The sequence below is a fragment of the Rhodococcus huquni genome, from assembly GCF_055231055.1.
In genome coordinates this window covers 720,715-737,062 of record NZ_JBUYWE010000001.1, presented here as the reverse complement: position 1 = coordinate 737,062, position 16,348 = coordinate 720,715, and the positions used below count along the sequence as shown (strand labels likewise).

The following is a 16,348-nucleotide window of genomic DNA, read 5'->3' as shown; positions in this document are numbered from 1 at the left end:
TCTCATCGGGCACCTGAACACGGGGTGCGGACGGGCTGTGGCGCAGCTTGGTAGCGCACTTGACTGGGGGTCAAGTGGTCGCAGGTTCAAATCCTGTCAGCCCGACCATCGAATGCCCTGGTAGAAGCACTTTCTACCAGGGCATTTGTTGTATCCGGATAGTCCCGAAGGGTTTCGTAAAGTCCCAGGAAATCTGGCACGACAGACACCGGCCGGGCACCAAGCGGGCACCAAACTCTCACTTCGATTCGGTCCTAACCGATGCCCGTTCGGGCAAGACTCCGGCGACTGCTCGACAACCCTCACTCTGTAATATTCGCACACGTGTTCGAGTCGTTGCTATGGTGTTGCGGTGGGCCGCACCGGAGGGAAGCCGGCGCGGCCCACAATCACAGGTCCTCCAAGTACTCGATCCCGTGCTCGGCCAACCACTCGGCCATCTCGGCATCCCACAACGCGACATCCCACAGTTCCCCCATGCACTGTTCGACGCAGGCAGTGGCACTTCGGTTCCACCGATGGATACTCGCTAGTACGACAGTCGATGCGTAGCGTCGGGTGCACGCACGTTGACTCACCCCCCCGAGTCCGTGCACAGGCCCCGTCAGGCCACACCCCCCGGTGGCCTGGCGGGGTCGCCCCATTCGCCAAGCGTCACCGCAATCGAGTGCCGGCGCCTACGCTGGCAGTGCACGCGTGGAGGGTGTTCGCGCGGTCCCGCCAGGCAAACATGAGGGGTCAGGCGGGACCGGCGGTCGAATCCTTGTAACGCTGTCCGATCTGTCTGGTATGTATTCGCCATGAAGAAGATCTTCGCGGCTGGTGCCGCACTTGCAGTGCTGTGCCTGCCCGCGTGCGGATCTGGCGATGCCGAGGCCTCCGCGAGCATCGACTACGACGGCATCATCGCTACCTGGGAAGAGGCGGGGAAGACAGTCCGCCCCTGCGAGAAGAGCCCACGATCGAAGGACTGCGAGTTCGCAGCACGCGACGCCTACGACCTCGTTCGCGGAACATACAAGCCGCTGATCGACGCCGGGCTGAATCACCAGACCGGGTACAAGGCGGCGTATGACGTCGGCTACGACTGGAACCACTACGCCACGAGCTGTTTCAAACAACCGATCGGCGCCGAGAACGCTACGAAGTGCATCGAGAACGTACCCAGCGAATCCGACGCGGATGCGGCGATCGCCGGACTCCGTGAACTCGAGAGGGCCGATCGATGAAGCGCACAGTTCTTACTCTCGCGGGCGTTGGAACACTCTTGCTGGCAGGATGCGGCGGGAGTGACGAGCCGGTGCAGGAATCCACGAACGGGATACCGCACGTCACTGTCGAACGTACTTCCCTCGACGAAGTTGAGGACTATCCGGTGGGTGGTGACGTTGAGTTCTACAAGCAGATGGCTCGTACGCAGGGCGTCTCCCTCCCTGACGACGAGGCGGTGCGTGCCGGCCAACAGGCATGTGGGGCCTTGAATACTTCGCACACCGTGCAGGAAACCTTTGACCATGTGCGAGACAAGTTCGAGGTATCTGACGAGGACGCTGCGACCATCACCATGTTGGCGACGATGGAATTCTGCAAAGACTTCCAGCCAATGATCGGGTCGCACTACGGCGTGAACTAGACACGACGAAAGCCCCCGCACCGAAGTGCGGGGGCTTTTGTCATGCGGGTGTCAGTGTCAACCAGGACGCGGAGGTGATTTCCGAGCGGACGTCAGTCACGTGCGCCCGCTGGCCCTCCACCGAGATCAGGTCGCCAGACGCGACCGTCACCGTGGCAGTCAGATCCGGGTCGCCGTTCACCATGCCGGCCGAGGTCGCAACCGGCGTTCCGTTTACACAGATGCGGATCGGCACCGGCGAGAAGTTCGACGTGTAGGCGCGGTCGAAGTGGAATCTCAGAGTGACCGAACCTGCACCCGACGACACGAGACTGTGCGACGAGATGACCGTGAGCGGATATCCGGAGCGAACGACCCAGTCCGGAATCTTCGTCCAGGTGGACTGCGATGGCAGTACGTGGCTGCCGTTCTTATTCATGCCCATCGGCATCAGGTTGATCACCTCGACCACCGGAACCTGCGCAGCACCACTACCGTCCATCGACGGCGGGTAGATCGTGACGCCGGAGCTGACCGTGGGCACAGCCATGGAGGCACTACCCGTGGCTTCGCTTCCGGAAGCGGGTCGGGCGGCCGCACTAACGTCGGGAAGTTCCATCACACCACTACCGTCCATCGACGGCGGTAGGCCCGTGAACTCGGAACCGTACCTGGGAGCAGCGAGCTCCGCACTCCCGTCCATCGATGGTGCGTCGATGGTCACGCCAGCGCCGACCTCCGGTGCGGGGAAGTCCGCAGTCGCGGCGAGCCATGAGGCCTGAACGACAGCGCCGGCAACCTCACCGGCCGACGCTTCCTCCATTACGCCCGTTCCGATCATCGGGGGCACATCGATGAGCATCCAGGCAGTCTCAGTGGACGGTTCCATCACACCGGCGCCGTCCATTGACGGCGGGTATATCGTGACGCCGGCTGAAACGGTCGCCTCGAACGCATCGTTCCAGTAGCCGTTCGCCGTACCGGACTCTGTAGATACGTTCGCCTGAGGCAAAGGTGGCACAACCGATCCCGTGCCAGCCATTACCGGCGCCATGACGTACGCGGGCCTCGTCCCGTCGTACGTGATCTTCGTGCCCAGGATGATCCTAAGCACCTGCAGAGCTCCGACTCGTGCCGCTTCGATCGAATCGCCGCGCTTCTCAACACGCGGTGATTGAGGAGACGCCAACGAATGATTCAGCGGTTCACTCATGTCAGGCCGCCGTCAGCCTCACGATGCCGTTCGTCGCGTTCCACGAGATCTGGAACGTGGCAGCCGTAGATGAGACGACCTGACCGAAGTCGACCCAGCCGATCAGTGGACGAGTGGCGTCACTGCCGGGAGTCCCGTCATAGATGACTGCATACCGCGCCGAGACGGTGGCGTTCGTCCAGGCCGTGTCGTCCGCATCGAGCTTGAGGGTGTTCGAGGCAGCGTCGTAGGTAACCGTGACGCCGCCGAGGGACTTTCCGCCAGCGGTGTACCCGGTGCCCGTGGACTCCGCTGTGGTGATGTCCGACTTGTAACGCCAGGCGTCCTGGTCGGGAGCAGCGCCGTCCGCGAGGAGCATGACCTTGAGGTCGTCGGTGTCGAGGTCGACTTCCTTGTTCGCCTGCGAGAGAAAGAAACGGCCGAACAGCTTTGCCGTGGTTGCCATGTGAACTCCTAAGGGTGGGGTCAGCCCTGCACGATGACGTACAAGGTTTCGGGGTCGGGAGTACTGATCGCCTCGTACTCTGTGGTGGTGAGTGCCTGGATACGTGCCACCCCGCCACCATTCGTGACGAAGCCGGTCGTGTTCGATACAGGTTTGATCCCTGCCTCGATCAACGGCCACAACTGGATTGCGGTTGAGCTGTCGGGGATCTCGATGGGAAACTTCATGGCACGCCACGACACAATGGCCGGGCCCGGGTCGAGATCAGGTGTCGTCAACACCCCAGCGACGGGCCACACCCGATGCCGTGCCTTCGTGACGATGCCGTCGCCAGACTCGTTGCCTCGAAGGTTGGGGACCGTGAAGACCACCGCTTCGTGTTCCGGCAACCCAGCAATGTCTGCGACCTTCGTCGTAATGACAGTCATAGGTCCTCTTTCAACATGTCCGGAACCGAGGGCGGCACATGCTCAGGCATGTGGGTTTCGATCCACCGGAGCAGGAGTCGGATGTAGTCGAATGCTGATCGTCGAAGTTTCTGCTCGGACGTGAGCGCCTCCTCGAGGTCTTCGATTCGGCCTTCGAGTTTCGAGATGGTTTCGTCCTGGCGGTCGAACCTGATCTTCACCCAGTCGCGAGTGTCGTCGTCCCGGTTCGAGCGGCGCGCGAGGAGGTGGCCGACGACTACGGCGAATGACGACGCCAGGACACCGCCAGCCGAGATCAGCGCGACGAGGATCGTCGACCCCACGGCGGCCCCCCTTCGGTGATGGCCGACGCGACCAGGAGCAGCGCTGCAGCCACGAAGTAGCCGCGGGCTGAAACCCAGGATCTAGAGGTGTCGAGGAAGATCCACGACGCCATGAAGGAGAACGCCCAAAGTAGGTGCATGCCCGCAGCGATACCGAAAGCAGCTGGCATCACTGCGCGACAGACGGCCCCGGTCAGGCAGACGGTTGCGGCGACCATCCACACGGCCCCCCATGCCCAAAGCGGGAGTATCGACTCGACGAACGTGAGTTGCTGCAGAGTTGACGGGCCGGTCAGTGGGAAGTAGGCCCAGCCGATGGACCAGCAGGAGAATGCTGCGATCAGCAGCGCGACAGTTTTCAGGCGAACGTGTCGCGCTGCCGCAACGATCATGAAGCCTCTGCGGCGTGGTGACGTCCACTCACGCTGATCTCGGCCGGGGTCTTCGCTGCGGCCACGGTTACGCCGAGAATCGCGGCGCCGAGCCCGAGGATCGACGCCCACTGTGTGTCGGTGAGAAGCCCGTAGACCTGGCCGACACCCTGACCTGCGAGCAGCACCGAGTACAAAGCGGTGCGCCAGCTGTCGGTCGAGTGCAGAATAGCGAACCCGAGCGCCACCACAGCAACCGCGAACGCCGACCACTGCTGCGCGGCCTCCTGGTCGACGACACCCCACGATGCGAGGAGAGTGACAAGCGCACCGGCAACCACGTACAGCTTCTCGCGGGCGGCAGCGGGGACGATGCTTCGTGCAGTTTCGAGAACAGACATCACTTGCCCTCCAACCTGGTCAGACGCGCGACGATGTCCGCGAGCACCTTGTTCTGTTCCGCGAGGGCGTCGACGACGGTCTTCTTGTCGAGCTGTGTCCACCCCGGGTACTGGCCAGAGTCTCGGCCACCGGTCAACTGCTGGCGAATGTCCTTCACATCCGATCCGATCGGGCCACAGAAGCCCGCAACGAAGTCCTGGACCTGCTTCACTTCCGCTGCACTCATGGGTGCGTCTCCTGTTCTGTTGATGATCGTCTGCACATCGCGGCGGAATGCCGCCATGTCGATAGGGAAGGGGTCGATCTTTCCTTCGCTGCTGTATTCCTTGTGGCCCACGCAATCCGATGCGCCACGGCCGATGCGCCGCAGGATGGCTGCGCACCCGCGCTTGTAGGCGTCGAGCTGAACGGCCGGCCATTCTTGTCCGACACCGTTGTTCACGGCCTCGATGCCGATGGTGTGGTAGTTGGCGTTGTTCGTCGGCCAACCGGGCCACGACCCACGGCCCGCGTGCCACGCAACACCCACGGCGACGACCCGGTAGGTGCCGTCTCGTTCGAGCACCAGCTGTGACAGCGGCCCAGGAAGCCCAGGGCGACCGTTCTGAACGATCTGCCAGTCATTGGTGCCGCCGCCTGCGGTGTGGTGACAGATCACACCACGGATGTCGAGGAAGTCGCCGTGCCCTCGGTTGCGCCAGCCGTCGTGCTCGATGACCTTGAGGCCTTCAGCTCGCAGTACATCTGCGAGCCAGACTGGGTCTCCTGTCCAAGCCATGTCGTACCCTCCAAGTAAAATGGGACTGTGAATAAACGTGTGTGTGAGGTTCCCGAATGTGAACGGCCGCATAACGCCCGGGGCTACTGCTTCGGCCACTACGAGCGGTGGAAGAAGCTCGGGCATGCAGACGTGGACAGGCCGCTCAACACCCACGTCAAGAGCGATGCCACGTTGCACGAGCGCATACAACGTCGGATAGATCCAGGCCTCACCGAGGACGAGTGCTGGATCTGGCGTGGTGCGCGTGGAGGAACCAAGCGCGCCACCGGGATCGGCTATGGCAAGTTCACAGTCGGCGGCCGACAGTACGATGCGCACCGAGTTTCATGGGAGCTCTTCAACAAGCAGCCCGTACCCGCGGGAATGCACATCCTGCACGCGTGCGACACACCGCTGTGCGTGAATCCCCGACACCTCCGCACCGGGTCGAACGACGACAACGTCGGCGACATGGTGAGCCGCTGGCGACAGACCTACGGTGTCCGCAACCCCCGAGCCAAGCTCACAGACGAGGCCGTACTCGAGATCCGGACGAGCGTGCTTCCCGTATCCACGCTGGCTGAAAAGTACAAAGTCGGCAGGGGCACCATCCTCGGCGTGCTGGCCCGCCGTTCTTGGAAGCACCTGCCTTAACCAGCTCCGCGCAGTACGGGGGTCAGCCAGATTGGATCAGCCATGTGCGGTGTCTCCTTCGGGGGATTCTGTGGGTGTGTGAATCTCGTATCCGTTGAGCCAGAGCGCACCCGAATGTGTTGCGTCGGGGTGCACATACGAGCCGGGTAGCCGGGTCATATTCTTCGCAGCACCCGACGGATACGCGGCAACAATCACAGCCTCGGGCGGCTGGTTGCCGTAAGCGTCTTGCACCCACACGGTGACGTGATCATGTCCGTGTAGGGGTTGTTCCAACTTGTAGCAGTGGGCGACTCCAGCGAAGCCGCCGAGATTGTCATGCACCAGTTCCGCTTTGAGCATTAGGGCTCCTCGCCGTCTAGGTAGAAGAGTGTTTCGATGACGGTTACGCAGCCGTTTCCGCCGCGCCCGCCGGGACCGTTCGAGCGGCCACCACCGCCCCCACCACCACAAGGGAAGCCGCCGTTACCGCCCGCGCCAGTACCCGATCCGCCACCGCCGCCGCCCTCTGACTGGAGGACTTGCCAGAAGACAGGATTAGAAGGTGCATGACCGCCGTTCTGATTAGTGCCGCCAGCGCCGCTCGCAGCTGCACCATCCCATCGGGCACCACCACGACCTCCGATACCAGAAGCGGCACCGCCGCCACCGCCACCGCCGCCGGTAAGCATTCGGATGGGTGCGGACGTGACCGATGTGCCGCTCTGGGTGAAGTTGCCGCCCCGGCCACCGCGCATGATCGACAGGGCGCCAGCCCCCCCAGTGTCAGAGGAAGTTCCCTTGCCGCCCTCGACCGAGAGCAGATCTCCGAAAGATGAGCCGCCGCCGTTCTGCCCAGCCGAACCACCAACGCCCACGGTGATCGGGATGCTGGCGGGAATCTCAAACGTGAAGATCCTTCTCGACTCCACAGCAGCACCCCCACCGCCGCCGCCACAACCGGAACCCGAGGAACCGCCACCGCCGGCAGACCGCACAACCACCACCATGTTGGAAAGGTTGGCGGGCTTCGTGTAAACGCCGTCCGTTGTGAACACAACGACGTTCGACACCCACCTCATGCCATCCGCTCGATTACATACAGGATGCCCGCCCCGCCGTTGCCGCCTCGAGTAAACGAACCGCCGAATATCGAGCCGCCATCAGTGGCACCGCCACCGCCGCCGCCAGCAGGAGCCGCGCCATGCCCGCCGTGGTGAGACTTGTTGTTACCGACGCTGTACCCGCCAGCACCGCCACCGCCGCCAGTCGCCACAATGGAACTAGGAGCCGAACCAACGCCACCTGGGGCCGATCCGCCAGGGGAAATACCGCCAATGCCGCCAGCGCCAGGGGAACCATTACCGGAGGTGGCCTGCGACGATCCGCCGCCACCGCCGCCACCGCCACCGCCGTGTAGGTCGTACGCAGAAGTGGACGAACCGCCAGCCTGCCCAGCCTGCCCGGACTCAGTTTGCCCGTCGCCGCCCTTGCCGCCCACGAGCATCCCCGCCCCACCAGGACCGCCGATAGTAGGCGGCGGAACATTCGGACCGCCAGTGCCACCCTGACCGCCAGCGCCACCACCCGCAGTCAACAGGCCACCGAAAGACGTATTGCCGCCACCCTTTCCCGGGTTCCTCGAGTTTTGGCCGCCCTCACCCCCACGTCCGACTGTGATCGTGATTGGAGTGAAGTTGCCCTCACCGTCCTGTGGTAGAAGGTTGGCGGGAATCGAGGTATGAACCTCGCCGCCACCGCCACCACCAGCGCCAGCCGCCATGTTGTAAGCGTCACCATTGCCAGCACCGCCACCGCCGCCAGCACCGATAATGATCACATCGATCGACACGATTCCCGGTGTCGGGTAATACGTTTGGTCCGACGTGTACCGCTGCGCGTCACCCTGCAGGATCAACACTTGGACCATCTCGGCCAACTCAGTAATCGACTGCGAGTGATCATTGATTATGGGCAAATCTGCAACGTAGCTATTGTCCACGGTGCCGTGGATCGCGCCGACAACCGAACCGAACATGCCGTTGAATCCGCCGCCCTGTCCGCTGGCGGGGCCGATCACGTTGTTGTTCAGGTTCGCCCGCCACGAGGCTTCGTTCAACCCGTCTAGACTCGACAGGTCCGACCCGGTGATAGCGCCGTCCGGGTAACCACCCCACGGGACAGTCATGGTTCGCCTCCCATGTCCTGCAACGTCTCATCGTCGGGGAACTGATCGCGCAACCGCTTCAACATTTCCCGTCTGATCTCCGGCTTCAACTGCTCCAACCGCTCGTCGAGGATGTCGCGTTCGGGGTCTGGTTCATCCGCCGACACCCACCGGCCGCCGCCGCCCATCATTGGGTCCTCGGTTGGATCGATACGAAACTTGACCTCCGGGGCGTTGCGGTGGCCGCACTCGGGGCACTCGAGCATCAGCCCGCACTTCACGAGATGCGCGGATACCTTGCGCCACCAGGCGATCGGGAACACCAGCATTGCGCCGATCACATCCGGCAATCCCACGAAGAAAGGTAGGAAGACCTCTTCGGGGTCTTTTGAGTCGCAGTTGTCGACAGTGGGTAGCTCGTTGTCCTTCATTGATTCCCCTTCTAGATCAGGCCCAGTGCTTTCACGCCGCTCACGAGCTTCTTGATTCGCTGCATCATCCGAGCGAACGGATCGACGTCATCCTTAGATCCGAGGCGGATCACGAACCCCGGCGCTTCACCGACAGCGCCCTTAAGGTTCAGTGCCTTCACTCGCTGCGACTCGACCCGGCCCGACTTGTCGCCACGGGTCTGCACCAATACCCGGCCACTCAGGTCGAAGTGACCATGCCCCATAGCGCCAACGAGCCACGGTGCGCCGTCGAGGATCTCCATCTCCGCGTGGTACTTCGTCTCGGTGGCACGCATCGCCTCACGGAGTACCAGCGTCGCCGACAGCGTGTAGGCGTTGTCCGCGCCTTCGACGAACATCTCGTACATCGACATATCCGACAGATACGTGGAGCGGTGCACCAGGTACACGGTCATGAACGCAAGGATCGTGTCTTCGTAGAACGGCTTCAACAGGGCATCTGCGACACCACCGAGGGGCGGGATCGGTGCCCATGGGATTGCCGCCACAGCATCACCGATTGCCTGCACCGCAGCGGATATGAGCTCGTTCACGCCAGGCATCGAGTGCCCACCGCCCGTGAGTCGGTGACCGCGAGCGAGTTTCAGGTTCGCCGTCTGTGACACGACGCCAGGTGAGCGGGCGTCGTAGAACACGTACGGCTTCACTGGCATCGTGCCCAAGAATCCGGGGACCTGATATTCGGGTACATCGGGTAGGCCGATGATCGACTGCTCCGACGTTTCGATGGGAAGCGACCCACCGCCGATGCCTTCGACCAACGCCGAGACGAAGATGCGGACCAACTGCCCGATGCCGTCGAAGAACCCGCCGAGGGTGTTGTCGGCCAACCCTGCCGAGTTGTTCTCGAACCACACCACCAACGTGCCGTAACGGATCTGTGCGCCCGCCCACGGCAAGGAGTCGCCGGGCATGTACCTACGCCACCTGACCGTCAGGTCGGCGTCATCGAGCATCGGCTCCGCGCACTCGTGCCACGTCTTGAACCGCGACAGCACCAACCCAGTGGTCACGCCTTGACTGGCGGCCTGCGAATAGCTCAGTGGCGCGAGAACGATGGGCCAGTTGCGGTAGTCGGCTGTGCCGTTCGCGAGCGGGTCCAAGAACCCCATCCCGGACGGGCGACCATGAGCGCGCGCAAGGTTCAACTTCAACGCCGTACCGAGCGCCCAGTGCGTGGGACCGCCGAGCATGAACGTCTTGAACGGCTGGAAGTTCGCCGGAGTGACCGGCGTCGCCCATAGGTCCCGCCATTTGAACTGTTCGTAGTCGGACAGGAAGTTCGCGGTGACAATCGACTGACCGAGGTCGTTGGTCTCCATGTCCACGTTGTCGAGGAACCCGGACCACCGGCGCCCCACGTAGTCGACGGTGACCAGAACATCGATCGTCTCGCCGCGCTCCTTGCGGCCCCGGATGTCCCAGAGCCACTGGCCCTCTTCGTGGTCGGCGTCGATCTTGATGACGCCGGCACCGGTGTCGTTCTCGATGTCTTCCCAGTCGTACTCGTTCTCGCAGCGGACAACGAACTGCAGCTGGTCTGACTTCTTCCCGGACCACAATCGGATGATCGGGGCATCCAGGCGCTTCATCTGCAGGGCGAGTTCGCGGGTACGTACCGAGTCGAGGGTGTCCTTGCATGCCTGCTCGAGGGCAGTTGCCATCAGTAACCTCCGATGAAGTGCGACCACAACCGTGGTTGGTGTAGCTCTGCCCGCGCACCCCCCGCTGGCGCACCGGTGACCGAGATCGGTAACTCGGTTGGGGGAGTGTGTGGCGGGATGGTGTGCATGAAGTAGTAGCCCCCGCCGACTTCGCCCATGACGTTCGTGCCGGTCTTCGACTGCATCATCACGTGCATCGGATCCAGGTCGATGACCAAACCCTGGTGCACCGACGTGACCGGTTTCAACGGGATCGACCGAGTCGGGTATCGGCCACCCGGCGCCCGATGACGTGGTGCACCCGTCCACGAAACATCGGGCACTGTCCACGTTCCCGGCGTCAGCACGATCTTCTGGAACATCTCCACGGGGCCTGGATTCGACACTCGGATCGTCCCCGACCCCGAGCTTCCCGATGTCTCCCACGAGGTGACTTCGGTTTCCGATTCCCAGAACGGTTGCGCCGCACGCAGCTTGTAGAAGATGTTCCCGAACTGCTGCTCGTCGGGGTCGGTGTCGGGGGCGAACTCCGGTTCCTCGTACATTTGTATCGACAGGGTGCGGTATCCCCACTCGGACTCGACCGCTAACCGTGCCAACGTGTCACCCGGCCACCACTTGTCCAGGTGGTAGGTGAAGCACGAGTACAGGAGATCGTCCGCCGATGACCATCCGTCGGCCCGGTCGCCGTCGACGAGGAAGCCCAACTGCATGTCGCGTTCTGGGTTCTCGAGACCGGAGAACGAACCACCGCGCTGCTGGCGGGCACGCTTCCACTCCGTGTCCGTCGGCGCGTGGTAGATGCCCTCGACCTGACCCTCACCCAGAGCGATGCCTTCCGCGCCGGCGCCGCGGCCCGAAACCAGAAGTTCCGGGCCGCCGCCAGCGCCGAGGATGGAGATGTTCAGTGTCACGGTTTCGCACCTCCGTATTGGGCGATCAGCATCTTGTTCTGCTCCCGCTGCTTCCGAAGCAATGACCGGTCATTCGAAACCGTTAGGTGCTGGTTGATCTGCACCTTCGGACCTCGAGATTCCTTCGGGGCCGACTTCTTCATCGACCCGAACTCGAACTGGGCGCCCGAATTGATCGCCTGCAGGATCGCCGGATTCGCGCCTGCCGCAGCCGAGGCAGCGTTGACCATGAACTCGCCCGCTGTACCCCACAGCGGAACCTTGTCGATCCCCGAAGGGCCGACAATGGATCCGCCGTTGTAATAGCCGGCAGCAGTGGGCCAGATGTTCTCCGGCCCCTGGTACTTGTCGACCGTGTACCGCAACGCAGCAACCACGTTCGACAACGGGTCGAGCACGTTGTCGACCAATGCCGGGTCCCGGTACGCCTGATACGTTCCGGGCTTCACCTGCAGCAGCCCGCGCGGGTTCCCGTCGGACGAATCGGGTCCGACCGCACCGGGATCGCCGGACGACTCGATGTCGACCTGTTCCGTCGTGCGACCGAGGTTCGCCAGCGACAACCCGACACGGGTCAGGGCTTCGTTGATCACCGGTTCCCACTGCTGCGCACCCTTGGCCGGGTCGTACACCACAGGGGTGTCCGCCATGACCACAGCGGGCGGGGGAGTAGGCGGTTCAGCCGGGGGCTGGGCCGGTTGCTCGGTGACCTGCGCACCCAACGCCCTCTCATCGGCGGATGGCTCCACCAACTGGGCATTGGACTCGGCGAGTTCCTTGTTGTACGCGTCCATCTCGGACTGGTACATCTGGTACGCCTTCACCGCGGGCGGTAGCCCGTCCGGGATACCGAACACGCCGAGGAAGTCCGAGACCTGACCGGACACCGCGGACTGTGCCGCGTTTCCTGCGAGCTCGGACCATGACGCCGGCTGCCGTGCAGCGCCCGACGATGACGCCGAGCTGCCGGACACAACGCCTGAGCTCGTGCCACCGACGCCGCCACGAGCTCGCATCGAGTCCGTGTTGTACGCCTGCCCCGACATCGGGGTGCCGTCCTTGTTCAGCCTGCCCTTGCCGCCGGCCGGGTACCCACCAGGATCGGACCAGTTGAACGGGGGAGCGATGTTCAGGAACGCGTGGTCGGTGAACTGGCCAGCGTCGCTGCCGTCACGACCGCCGACCATGCCGCCCCCGTAGGAGCCGCCCATCTCGACGTTCGTCCCGTCCGGCAACGTGCCAGCGGTGTGACCGCCGTACGGTCCACCGTTGAACCACCCGAATCGCAGATCGCCGGGGCCGCCGCGTCCCGCGCTGAATCCCATCTGCGCGAGCGCACCAGCCATGTTCCCTGTAGCGAATCTGCCGCCGAACGGGTCCATGCCGACCGCGTACCGGGCGATGGCCGACATGGCGCCGGAGCAGTCACCCCAGCGCACACCTCCCCACACATACGGCGAACCGGTCAGTGGTGGTGCGCCACCCTCGCGACCGTTCACGAAGTCGAGCAGGCGCCCGCCGTCCATGAAGCCCGGAAGCTTCGGGAAGGTACCCGCGTTCATCATGGCGAGCTCGCGGTCGTACTTCTCCGACGAGCGCGAGTTGATGATCCACTCTTCACCGTCGACCATCGCGATCGGAGCATTGCTCGGGCCGACAGCAAAGATGTCGTCGGTCTGCGCCCGCGCAGGCATCCGCCCACCAGTTGCGTATGCAGGAAGACGCCCACCCGTAGCGAGGCCCGAGACAGGTCCAGCGGCACCGTTCATCGCCGCACGACGCCCAGCCTCGAGGTCACCTGACCACTGCACCGCGATATTCGCGGTGCGGTTCCGGGCAGCCTGATCGATCGCATCGTTCGCGACCTTCGCTTGCGCCAACGCCTGCTCGATCAGCAGACGCACATCAGGCTCGGCCGTCGACAAGTCCAGCTTCGACAGCTCCGCCAACGTGACATCGCGGCCGTTGATGAACGAGTCGATCACCGCACCGATCTCGGGTGACACCGAGGTCAGATCGATACCGGTCAGCGAGTTGCGAACATTCTGATCCTCAATGCGGAAGAACGTCGTATCCGCACCGATCTTCGGGTTCGCGATCGAGATGTCCAACCCCGCCACACGTTGCTGGACAAGGTCCATCGCCACCATGGCGAGAGAGTTGTTCGCGGTGACCTTCACCTCGCCAGTGGTGGCGTTGATGACCTCAACCTGGAACCCGAGATTGGTCAGGGCAGTGCGCGCCCCTTCGTCCTCGACCTTCATCGTGACGGACTTCGGCTGATCGTCCGGGATCTGGTCCATCGCCAACTTCACGTTGGACACTGCGGCCCACGCCGCGTCGCCGCCCTCGACACTCAGGATCGTCGACACCTGATCTGGCACGAGACCGAACGCTGCCGCGAGCTCGTTGATCTTCTCGATCGGCAACCCGTACTGATCCGCGAGCGCCTGCAGCGCCGGGTTCAGTGTCCCCATCGCTGCCGCGGTGTCCACACCGGACGTGCGCAGCGACAGGAACTGGTCACCCAGCGACGACAACGAATCGCGCAGGGCGCCGGCGTTGACCTTGTTCGGATCGAGCTTCCCGTCTAGGCCGAGCAACGATTCACCGAACCCGTTGACCGGGTCCACACCCTGCACTGCCGCTTCGGTGATGTCGCGCACCGCGTCGGCCGCATCGAACATTGCGGACTGGGCGTCGGTCTCCAAAATCCCGAGCCCTTGCAACGCCATCTTGAGGCCGTTGAGCTTCTTGTCGGAATCACCCGCTGCTGCGGAAATCTCTTTCAGCCCATCGGTGACCTGCAGGCTCGCGCCACCGATCCGCTGCATCGAATCCTGCAGAGCATTGAACTCGTTCCGCTGCTTGACCAGGTTATCCGCGAGAGCGTTCAACCCTTGATCGCGCAACGATCGGACGAAGTCCTGGAACGCCATCTCGGTGCCGGTGATCTTGCCGCCGAGCTCCTCCGAGGTCATTCCGAGGGTGTCGAACTCGGCCTTTACCGCCTGCGCGGACTCGGCTGTGGAATCAGACATGCCCTTGACGGCGGCCGTTGCGCCGCCGAAGTTGCCCTGGAGGACAGACCCGAATGCCGACACGCCGAGGGACAGCTTGTCGAACGTGCTCGGCCCTGTGGCCGCGAGCGACGCCATCGAATCCCGGTAAGACTGCACCTGTTTGGTGGCGGCAGCAACGACCGAGTCGTCGACCGCCCCGCCCGTGGTACTGAGCGCTTCCGCCAACTCCCGGTACGACGTGGCCGCATCCGTCGCAGACGTCGACAGGATGTCCTGCTGCTTTCCTGCACGCTGACTCAGATTGACCCAAGTCATCACGCCCGCAGTAGCGGCCGCCAGCGCGACCATCCACGGACCGCCGAGAGCCGACATCACGTTCCCGGCACCGATGGTCAGACCCTTGCTCGCCGCAGCTGCCGTCCCTGCTGTTCGCCCGAACCGTTCCGCACCGATTGCGGCATCGAAGAACGATCTCTGCATCTGCGCGATGGCAGGCGAATGCGATCCCATAGTCTGCACGGCGGAACCGAATCGACCCAGAGTGGTGGAACCGTAACCGGCCACCTGGACGACGTTCCCGGTCGAGGTTGCGATGTCCTTCAGCCCACCGACTGCCTTCGTGGTGGTGCTCACCATCGGGTTGAGAACCGACTGAACCTTTTCGAACATCCCGGGCACTGTCTTGAACGCCAGCCATGCACCCGCCGCAGCGGTCACCGCGCCCTGATGCGACTGCATCAGGTTCGCGGTCGTCGTCAGAGCAGGCACAAGGGTGGCGTCGAGGATGGTCGCCGACGCTTCGAGGGTGGACAGGAAGATCTGCCAAGTCGACACACCCAACGCCGCAGACGCCTGCGACAGCGACGAGATGATGCCACCGATTGCCGGGGCGATGTCGCGCGCGGTGCCGGCCAATGTCGTGAAGATGTCACCGAGGCGGGACATCGACGAAGTCACCAGATCCGACTGCCGGAACTGCTGGAACGACTCGACGGCCTGGGCGCCGAACTCCTTCAACGCCGGAATGTAGTTGCTGGTCAGCTCGGAACCGAACTGCTCCATCACCGGCTTGAGGCGTGCCTCGAGGTCATCGACCGCGTCGGTGATGCCGCGGAACACGGACGGTGCCTGCCCGAAGATCGGGCCGGTCAGGGTGGCGCCGAACCGGCCCAACGCCGCGTTCATGTTGTCGAACGCGCCCTTGGCGGTATCGCCGGTTTTCAGCGCGGCTCCGCCGAGGCCCTTCTCCATGGCGTTCTGGAAGGTCTCGAAGTTGATCTTTCCGTCCGACGCCAGCTTGACCGTCTCTTCGGCAGTCTTGCCGAGCTCCTGGCCGAGGAGCTGAATGATCGGGATACCAGCATCGTTGAGCTGGTTGATGACATCGCCCTGGATCTTGTTGCTGGCGGCGACCTTGTTGAAGATCGCACCCATCTCGCCCATGCCGACACCAGCGATGGCTGCAGCGTCACCGGTCAACTTGAGGGTGCGCTCGAGATCCTTACCTGGCTTCACACCGGCAGCCACCGCCGATGCGGCCACTGTCGCCGCGTCACCGAGCCCGTACGAGGTGCCCTTCACCGACGCTAGGGCGTTGTCCATGATCTTGCCGACCGACTGCGTCGAGTTTCCCAGACCGGACAGCTTCGCCTCGGCCTGCTCGATCGCGTTCAGTCGACCGAGACCCTTGGTGATCGACGTGGCCAGCACACCTGCAGCGGCCGCACCCGCGCCGACAGCACCGACCTTGAGGGTCTTCCCAAGCCCGCCAGCGATCTTCGAACCCATCGACTGCCCGGACTTGTCCGCAGACCCTTGCGAACCGTCGAGAGCCTTCTGCACCTGACCGGGCAGCTTCGATGTGTCCGCCACGATCGAGAGGTAACCAACGCCCAACTCAGTCACTGACTACCTCCTGTG

At 63.5% G+C, this 16,348-nt stretch carries 17 protein-coding genes and 1 tRNA gene; 4 read left to right on the top strand and 14 right to left on the bottom strand.

Annotation, left to right across the window (positions count from 1 at the left end; all coding sequences use genetic code 11):
* Nucleotides 1-31: 31 nt before the first annotated feature.
* From ACZI8R_RS03525 to ACZI8R_RS03515, 3 genes are all read left to right on the top strand, one after another.
* A tRNA-Pro gene (locus ACZI8R_RS03525) sits at nt 32-108 on the top strand.
* A 692-nt stretch (nt 109-800) separates the two neighbouring features.
* Nucleotides 801-1,229 (top strand): hypothetical protein, encoded by a 429-nt coding sequence (locus ACZI8R_RS03520; protein WP_463378154.1) that lies wholly within the window; start codon nt 801-803, stop codon nt 1,227-1,229.
* Nucleotides 1,226-1,633, top strand: a complete 408-nt coding sequence (locus tag ACZI8R_RS03515) for a DUF732 domain-containing protein (protein ID WP_463378153.1) — start codon at nt 1,226-1,228, stop codon at nt 1,631-1,633. The genes ACZI8R_RS03520 and ACZI8R_RS03515 overlap by 4 nt, the downstream gene beginning before the upstream one ends.
* Nucleotides 1,634-1,673: 40 nt before the next feature.
* Here the strand turns inward: ACZI8R_RS03515 and ACZI8R_RS03510 are convergent, their stop codons facing one another.
* From ACZI8R_RS03510 to ACZI8R_RS03480, 7 genes are all read right to left on the bottom strand, one after another.
* On the bottom strand, nt 1,674-2,501 hold the full coding sequence (locus tag ACZI8R_RS03510; RefSeq protein ID WP_463378152.1) for a hypothetical protein: 828 nt from the start codon (nt 2,499-2,501) through the stop codon (nt 1,674-1,676).
* Nucleotides 2,502-2,826: 325 nt separating this feature from the next.
* Entirely contained in the window at nt 2,827-3,270 is a 444-nt protein-coding gene (locus tag ACZI8R_RS03505) for a hypothetical protein (RefSeq protein ID WP_463378151.1), read from the bottom strand.
* A gap of 20 nt (nt 3,271-3,290) precedes the next feature.
* Complete coding sequence (locus tag ACZI8R_RS03500) at nt 3,291-3,698, bottom strand: phage upper tail fiber protein (protein ID WP_463378150.1); 408 nt, start codon at nt 3,696-3,698, stop codon at nt 3,291-3,293.
* Nucleotides 3,695-4,021 (bottom strand): hypothetical protein, encoded by a 327-nt coding sequence (locus ACZI8R_RS03495; protein WP_463378149.1) that lies wholly within the window; start codon nt 4,019-4,021, stop codon nt 3,695-3,697. The genes ACZI8R_RS03500 and ACZI8R_RS03495 overlap by 4 nt, the downstream gene beginning before the upstream one ends.
* The gene (locus tag ACZI8R_RS03490; protein ID WP_463378148.1) at nt 3,994-4,413 is read right to left on the bottom strand and encodes a hypothetical protein; all 420 of its coding nucleotides are present in this window, start codon (nt 4,411-4,413) and stop codon (nt 3,994-3,996) included. Before ACZI8R_RS03490 ends, ACZI8R_RS03495 begins: the two co-directional genes overlap by 28 nt.
* Nucleotides 4,410-4,793, bottom strand: a complete 384-nt coding sequence (locus ACZI8R_RS03485; protein ID WP_463378147.1) for a phage holin — start codon at nt 4,791-4,793, stop codon at nt 4,410-4,412. The genes ACZI8R_RS03490 and ACZI8R_RS03485 overlap by 4 nt, the downstream gene beginning before the upstream one ends.
* The gene (locus ACZI8R_RS03480; protein WP_463378146.1) at nt 4,793-5,572 is read right to left on the bottom strand and encodes a peptidoglycan recognition protein family protein; all 780 of its coding nucleotides are present in this window, start codon (nt 5,570-5,572) and stop codon (nt 4,793-4,795) included. Before ACZI8R_RS03480 ends, ACZI8R_RS03485 begins: the two co-directional genes overlap by 1 nt.
* Before the next feature lie 27 nt (nt 5,573-5,599).
* On the opposite strand from ACZI8R_RS03480, the gene ACZI8R_RS03475 reads away from it, so the two are divergent.
* A complete protein-coding gene (locus tag ACZI8R_RS03475) occupies nt 5,600-6,208 on the top strand; it encodes an HNH endonuclease signature motif containing protein (RefSeq protein ID WP_463378145.1) in 609 nt (202 codons plus the stop codon).
* 36 nt (nt 6,209-6,244) lie between these two features.
* Here the strand turns inward: ACZI8R_RS03475 and ACZI8R_RS03470 are convergent, their stop codons facing one another.
* The 7 genes from ACZI8R_RS03470 to ACZI8R_RS03440 are packed head-to-tail and all read right to left on the bottom strand — an operon-like array spanning nt 6,245 to nt 16,333.
* Nucleotides 6,245-6,550, bottom strand: coding sequence for a hypothetical protein (locus ACZI8R_RS03470; RefSeq protein ID WP_463378144.1), 306 nt, complete (start codon nt 6,548-6,550; stop codon nt 6,245-6,247).
* Nucleotides 6,550-7,269 carry a glycine-rich domain-containing protein gene (locus tag ACZI8R_RS03465; protein ID WP_463378143.1) on the bottom strand — a complete coding sequence of 240 codons (720 nt, stop codon included), beginning with the start codon at nt 7,267-7,269 and terminating at the stop codon, nt 6,550-6,552. The genes ACZI8R_RS03470 and ACZI8R_RS03465 overlap by 1 nt, the downstream gene beginning before the upstream one ends.
* Nucleotides 7,266-8,375 carry a glycine-rich domain-containing protein gene (locus tag ACZI8R_RS03460; RefSeq protein WP_463378142.1) on the bottom strand — a complete coding sequence of 370 codons (1,110 nt, stop codon included), beginning with the start codon at nt 8,373-8,375 and terminating at the stop codon, nt 7,266-7,268. Before ACZI8R_RS03460 ends, ACZI8R_RS03465 begins: the two co-directional genes overlap by 4 nt.
* Complete coding sequence (locus ACZI8R_RS03455) at nt 8,372-8,785, bottom strand: phage gene 29 protein family protein (protein WP_463378141.1); 414 nt, start codon at nt 8,783-8,785, stop codon at nt 8,372-8,374. Before ACZI8R_RS03455 ends, ACZI8R_RS03460 begins: the two co-directional genes overlap by 4 nt.
* Nucleotides 8,786-8,796: 11 nt before the next feature.
* Nucleotides 8,797-10,491: a Gp37-like protein gene (locus ACZI8R_RS03450; RefSeq protein WP_463378140.1), complete on the bottom strand. Its 1,695-nt coding sequence runs from the start codon at nt 10,489-10,491 to the stop codon at nt 8,797-8,799.
* Nucleotides 10,491-11,405, bottom strand: a complete 915-nt coding sequence (locus ACZI8R_RS03445; protein ID WP_463378139.1) for a hypothetical protein — start codon at nt 11,403-11,405, stop codon at nt 10,491-10,493. Before ACZI8R_RS03445 ends, ACZI8R_RS03450 begins: the two co-directional genes overlap by 1 nt.
* Nucleotides 11,402-16,333: a tape measure protein gene (locus ACZI8R_RS03440; protein WP_463378138.1), complete on the bottom strand. Its 4,932-nt coding sequence runs from the start codon at nt 16,331-16,333 to the stop codon at nt 11,402-11,404. The genes ACZI8R_RS03445 and ACZI8R_RS03440 overlap by 4 nt, the downstream gene beginning before the upstream one ends.
* Nucleotides 16,334-16,348 lie beyond the last annotated feature (15 nt).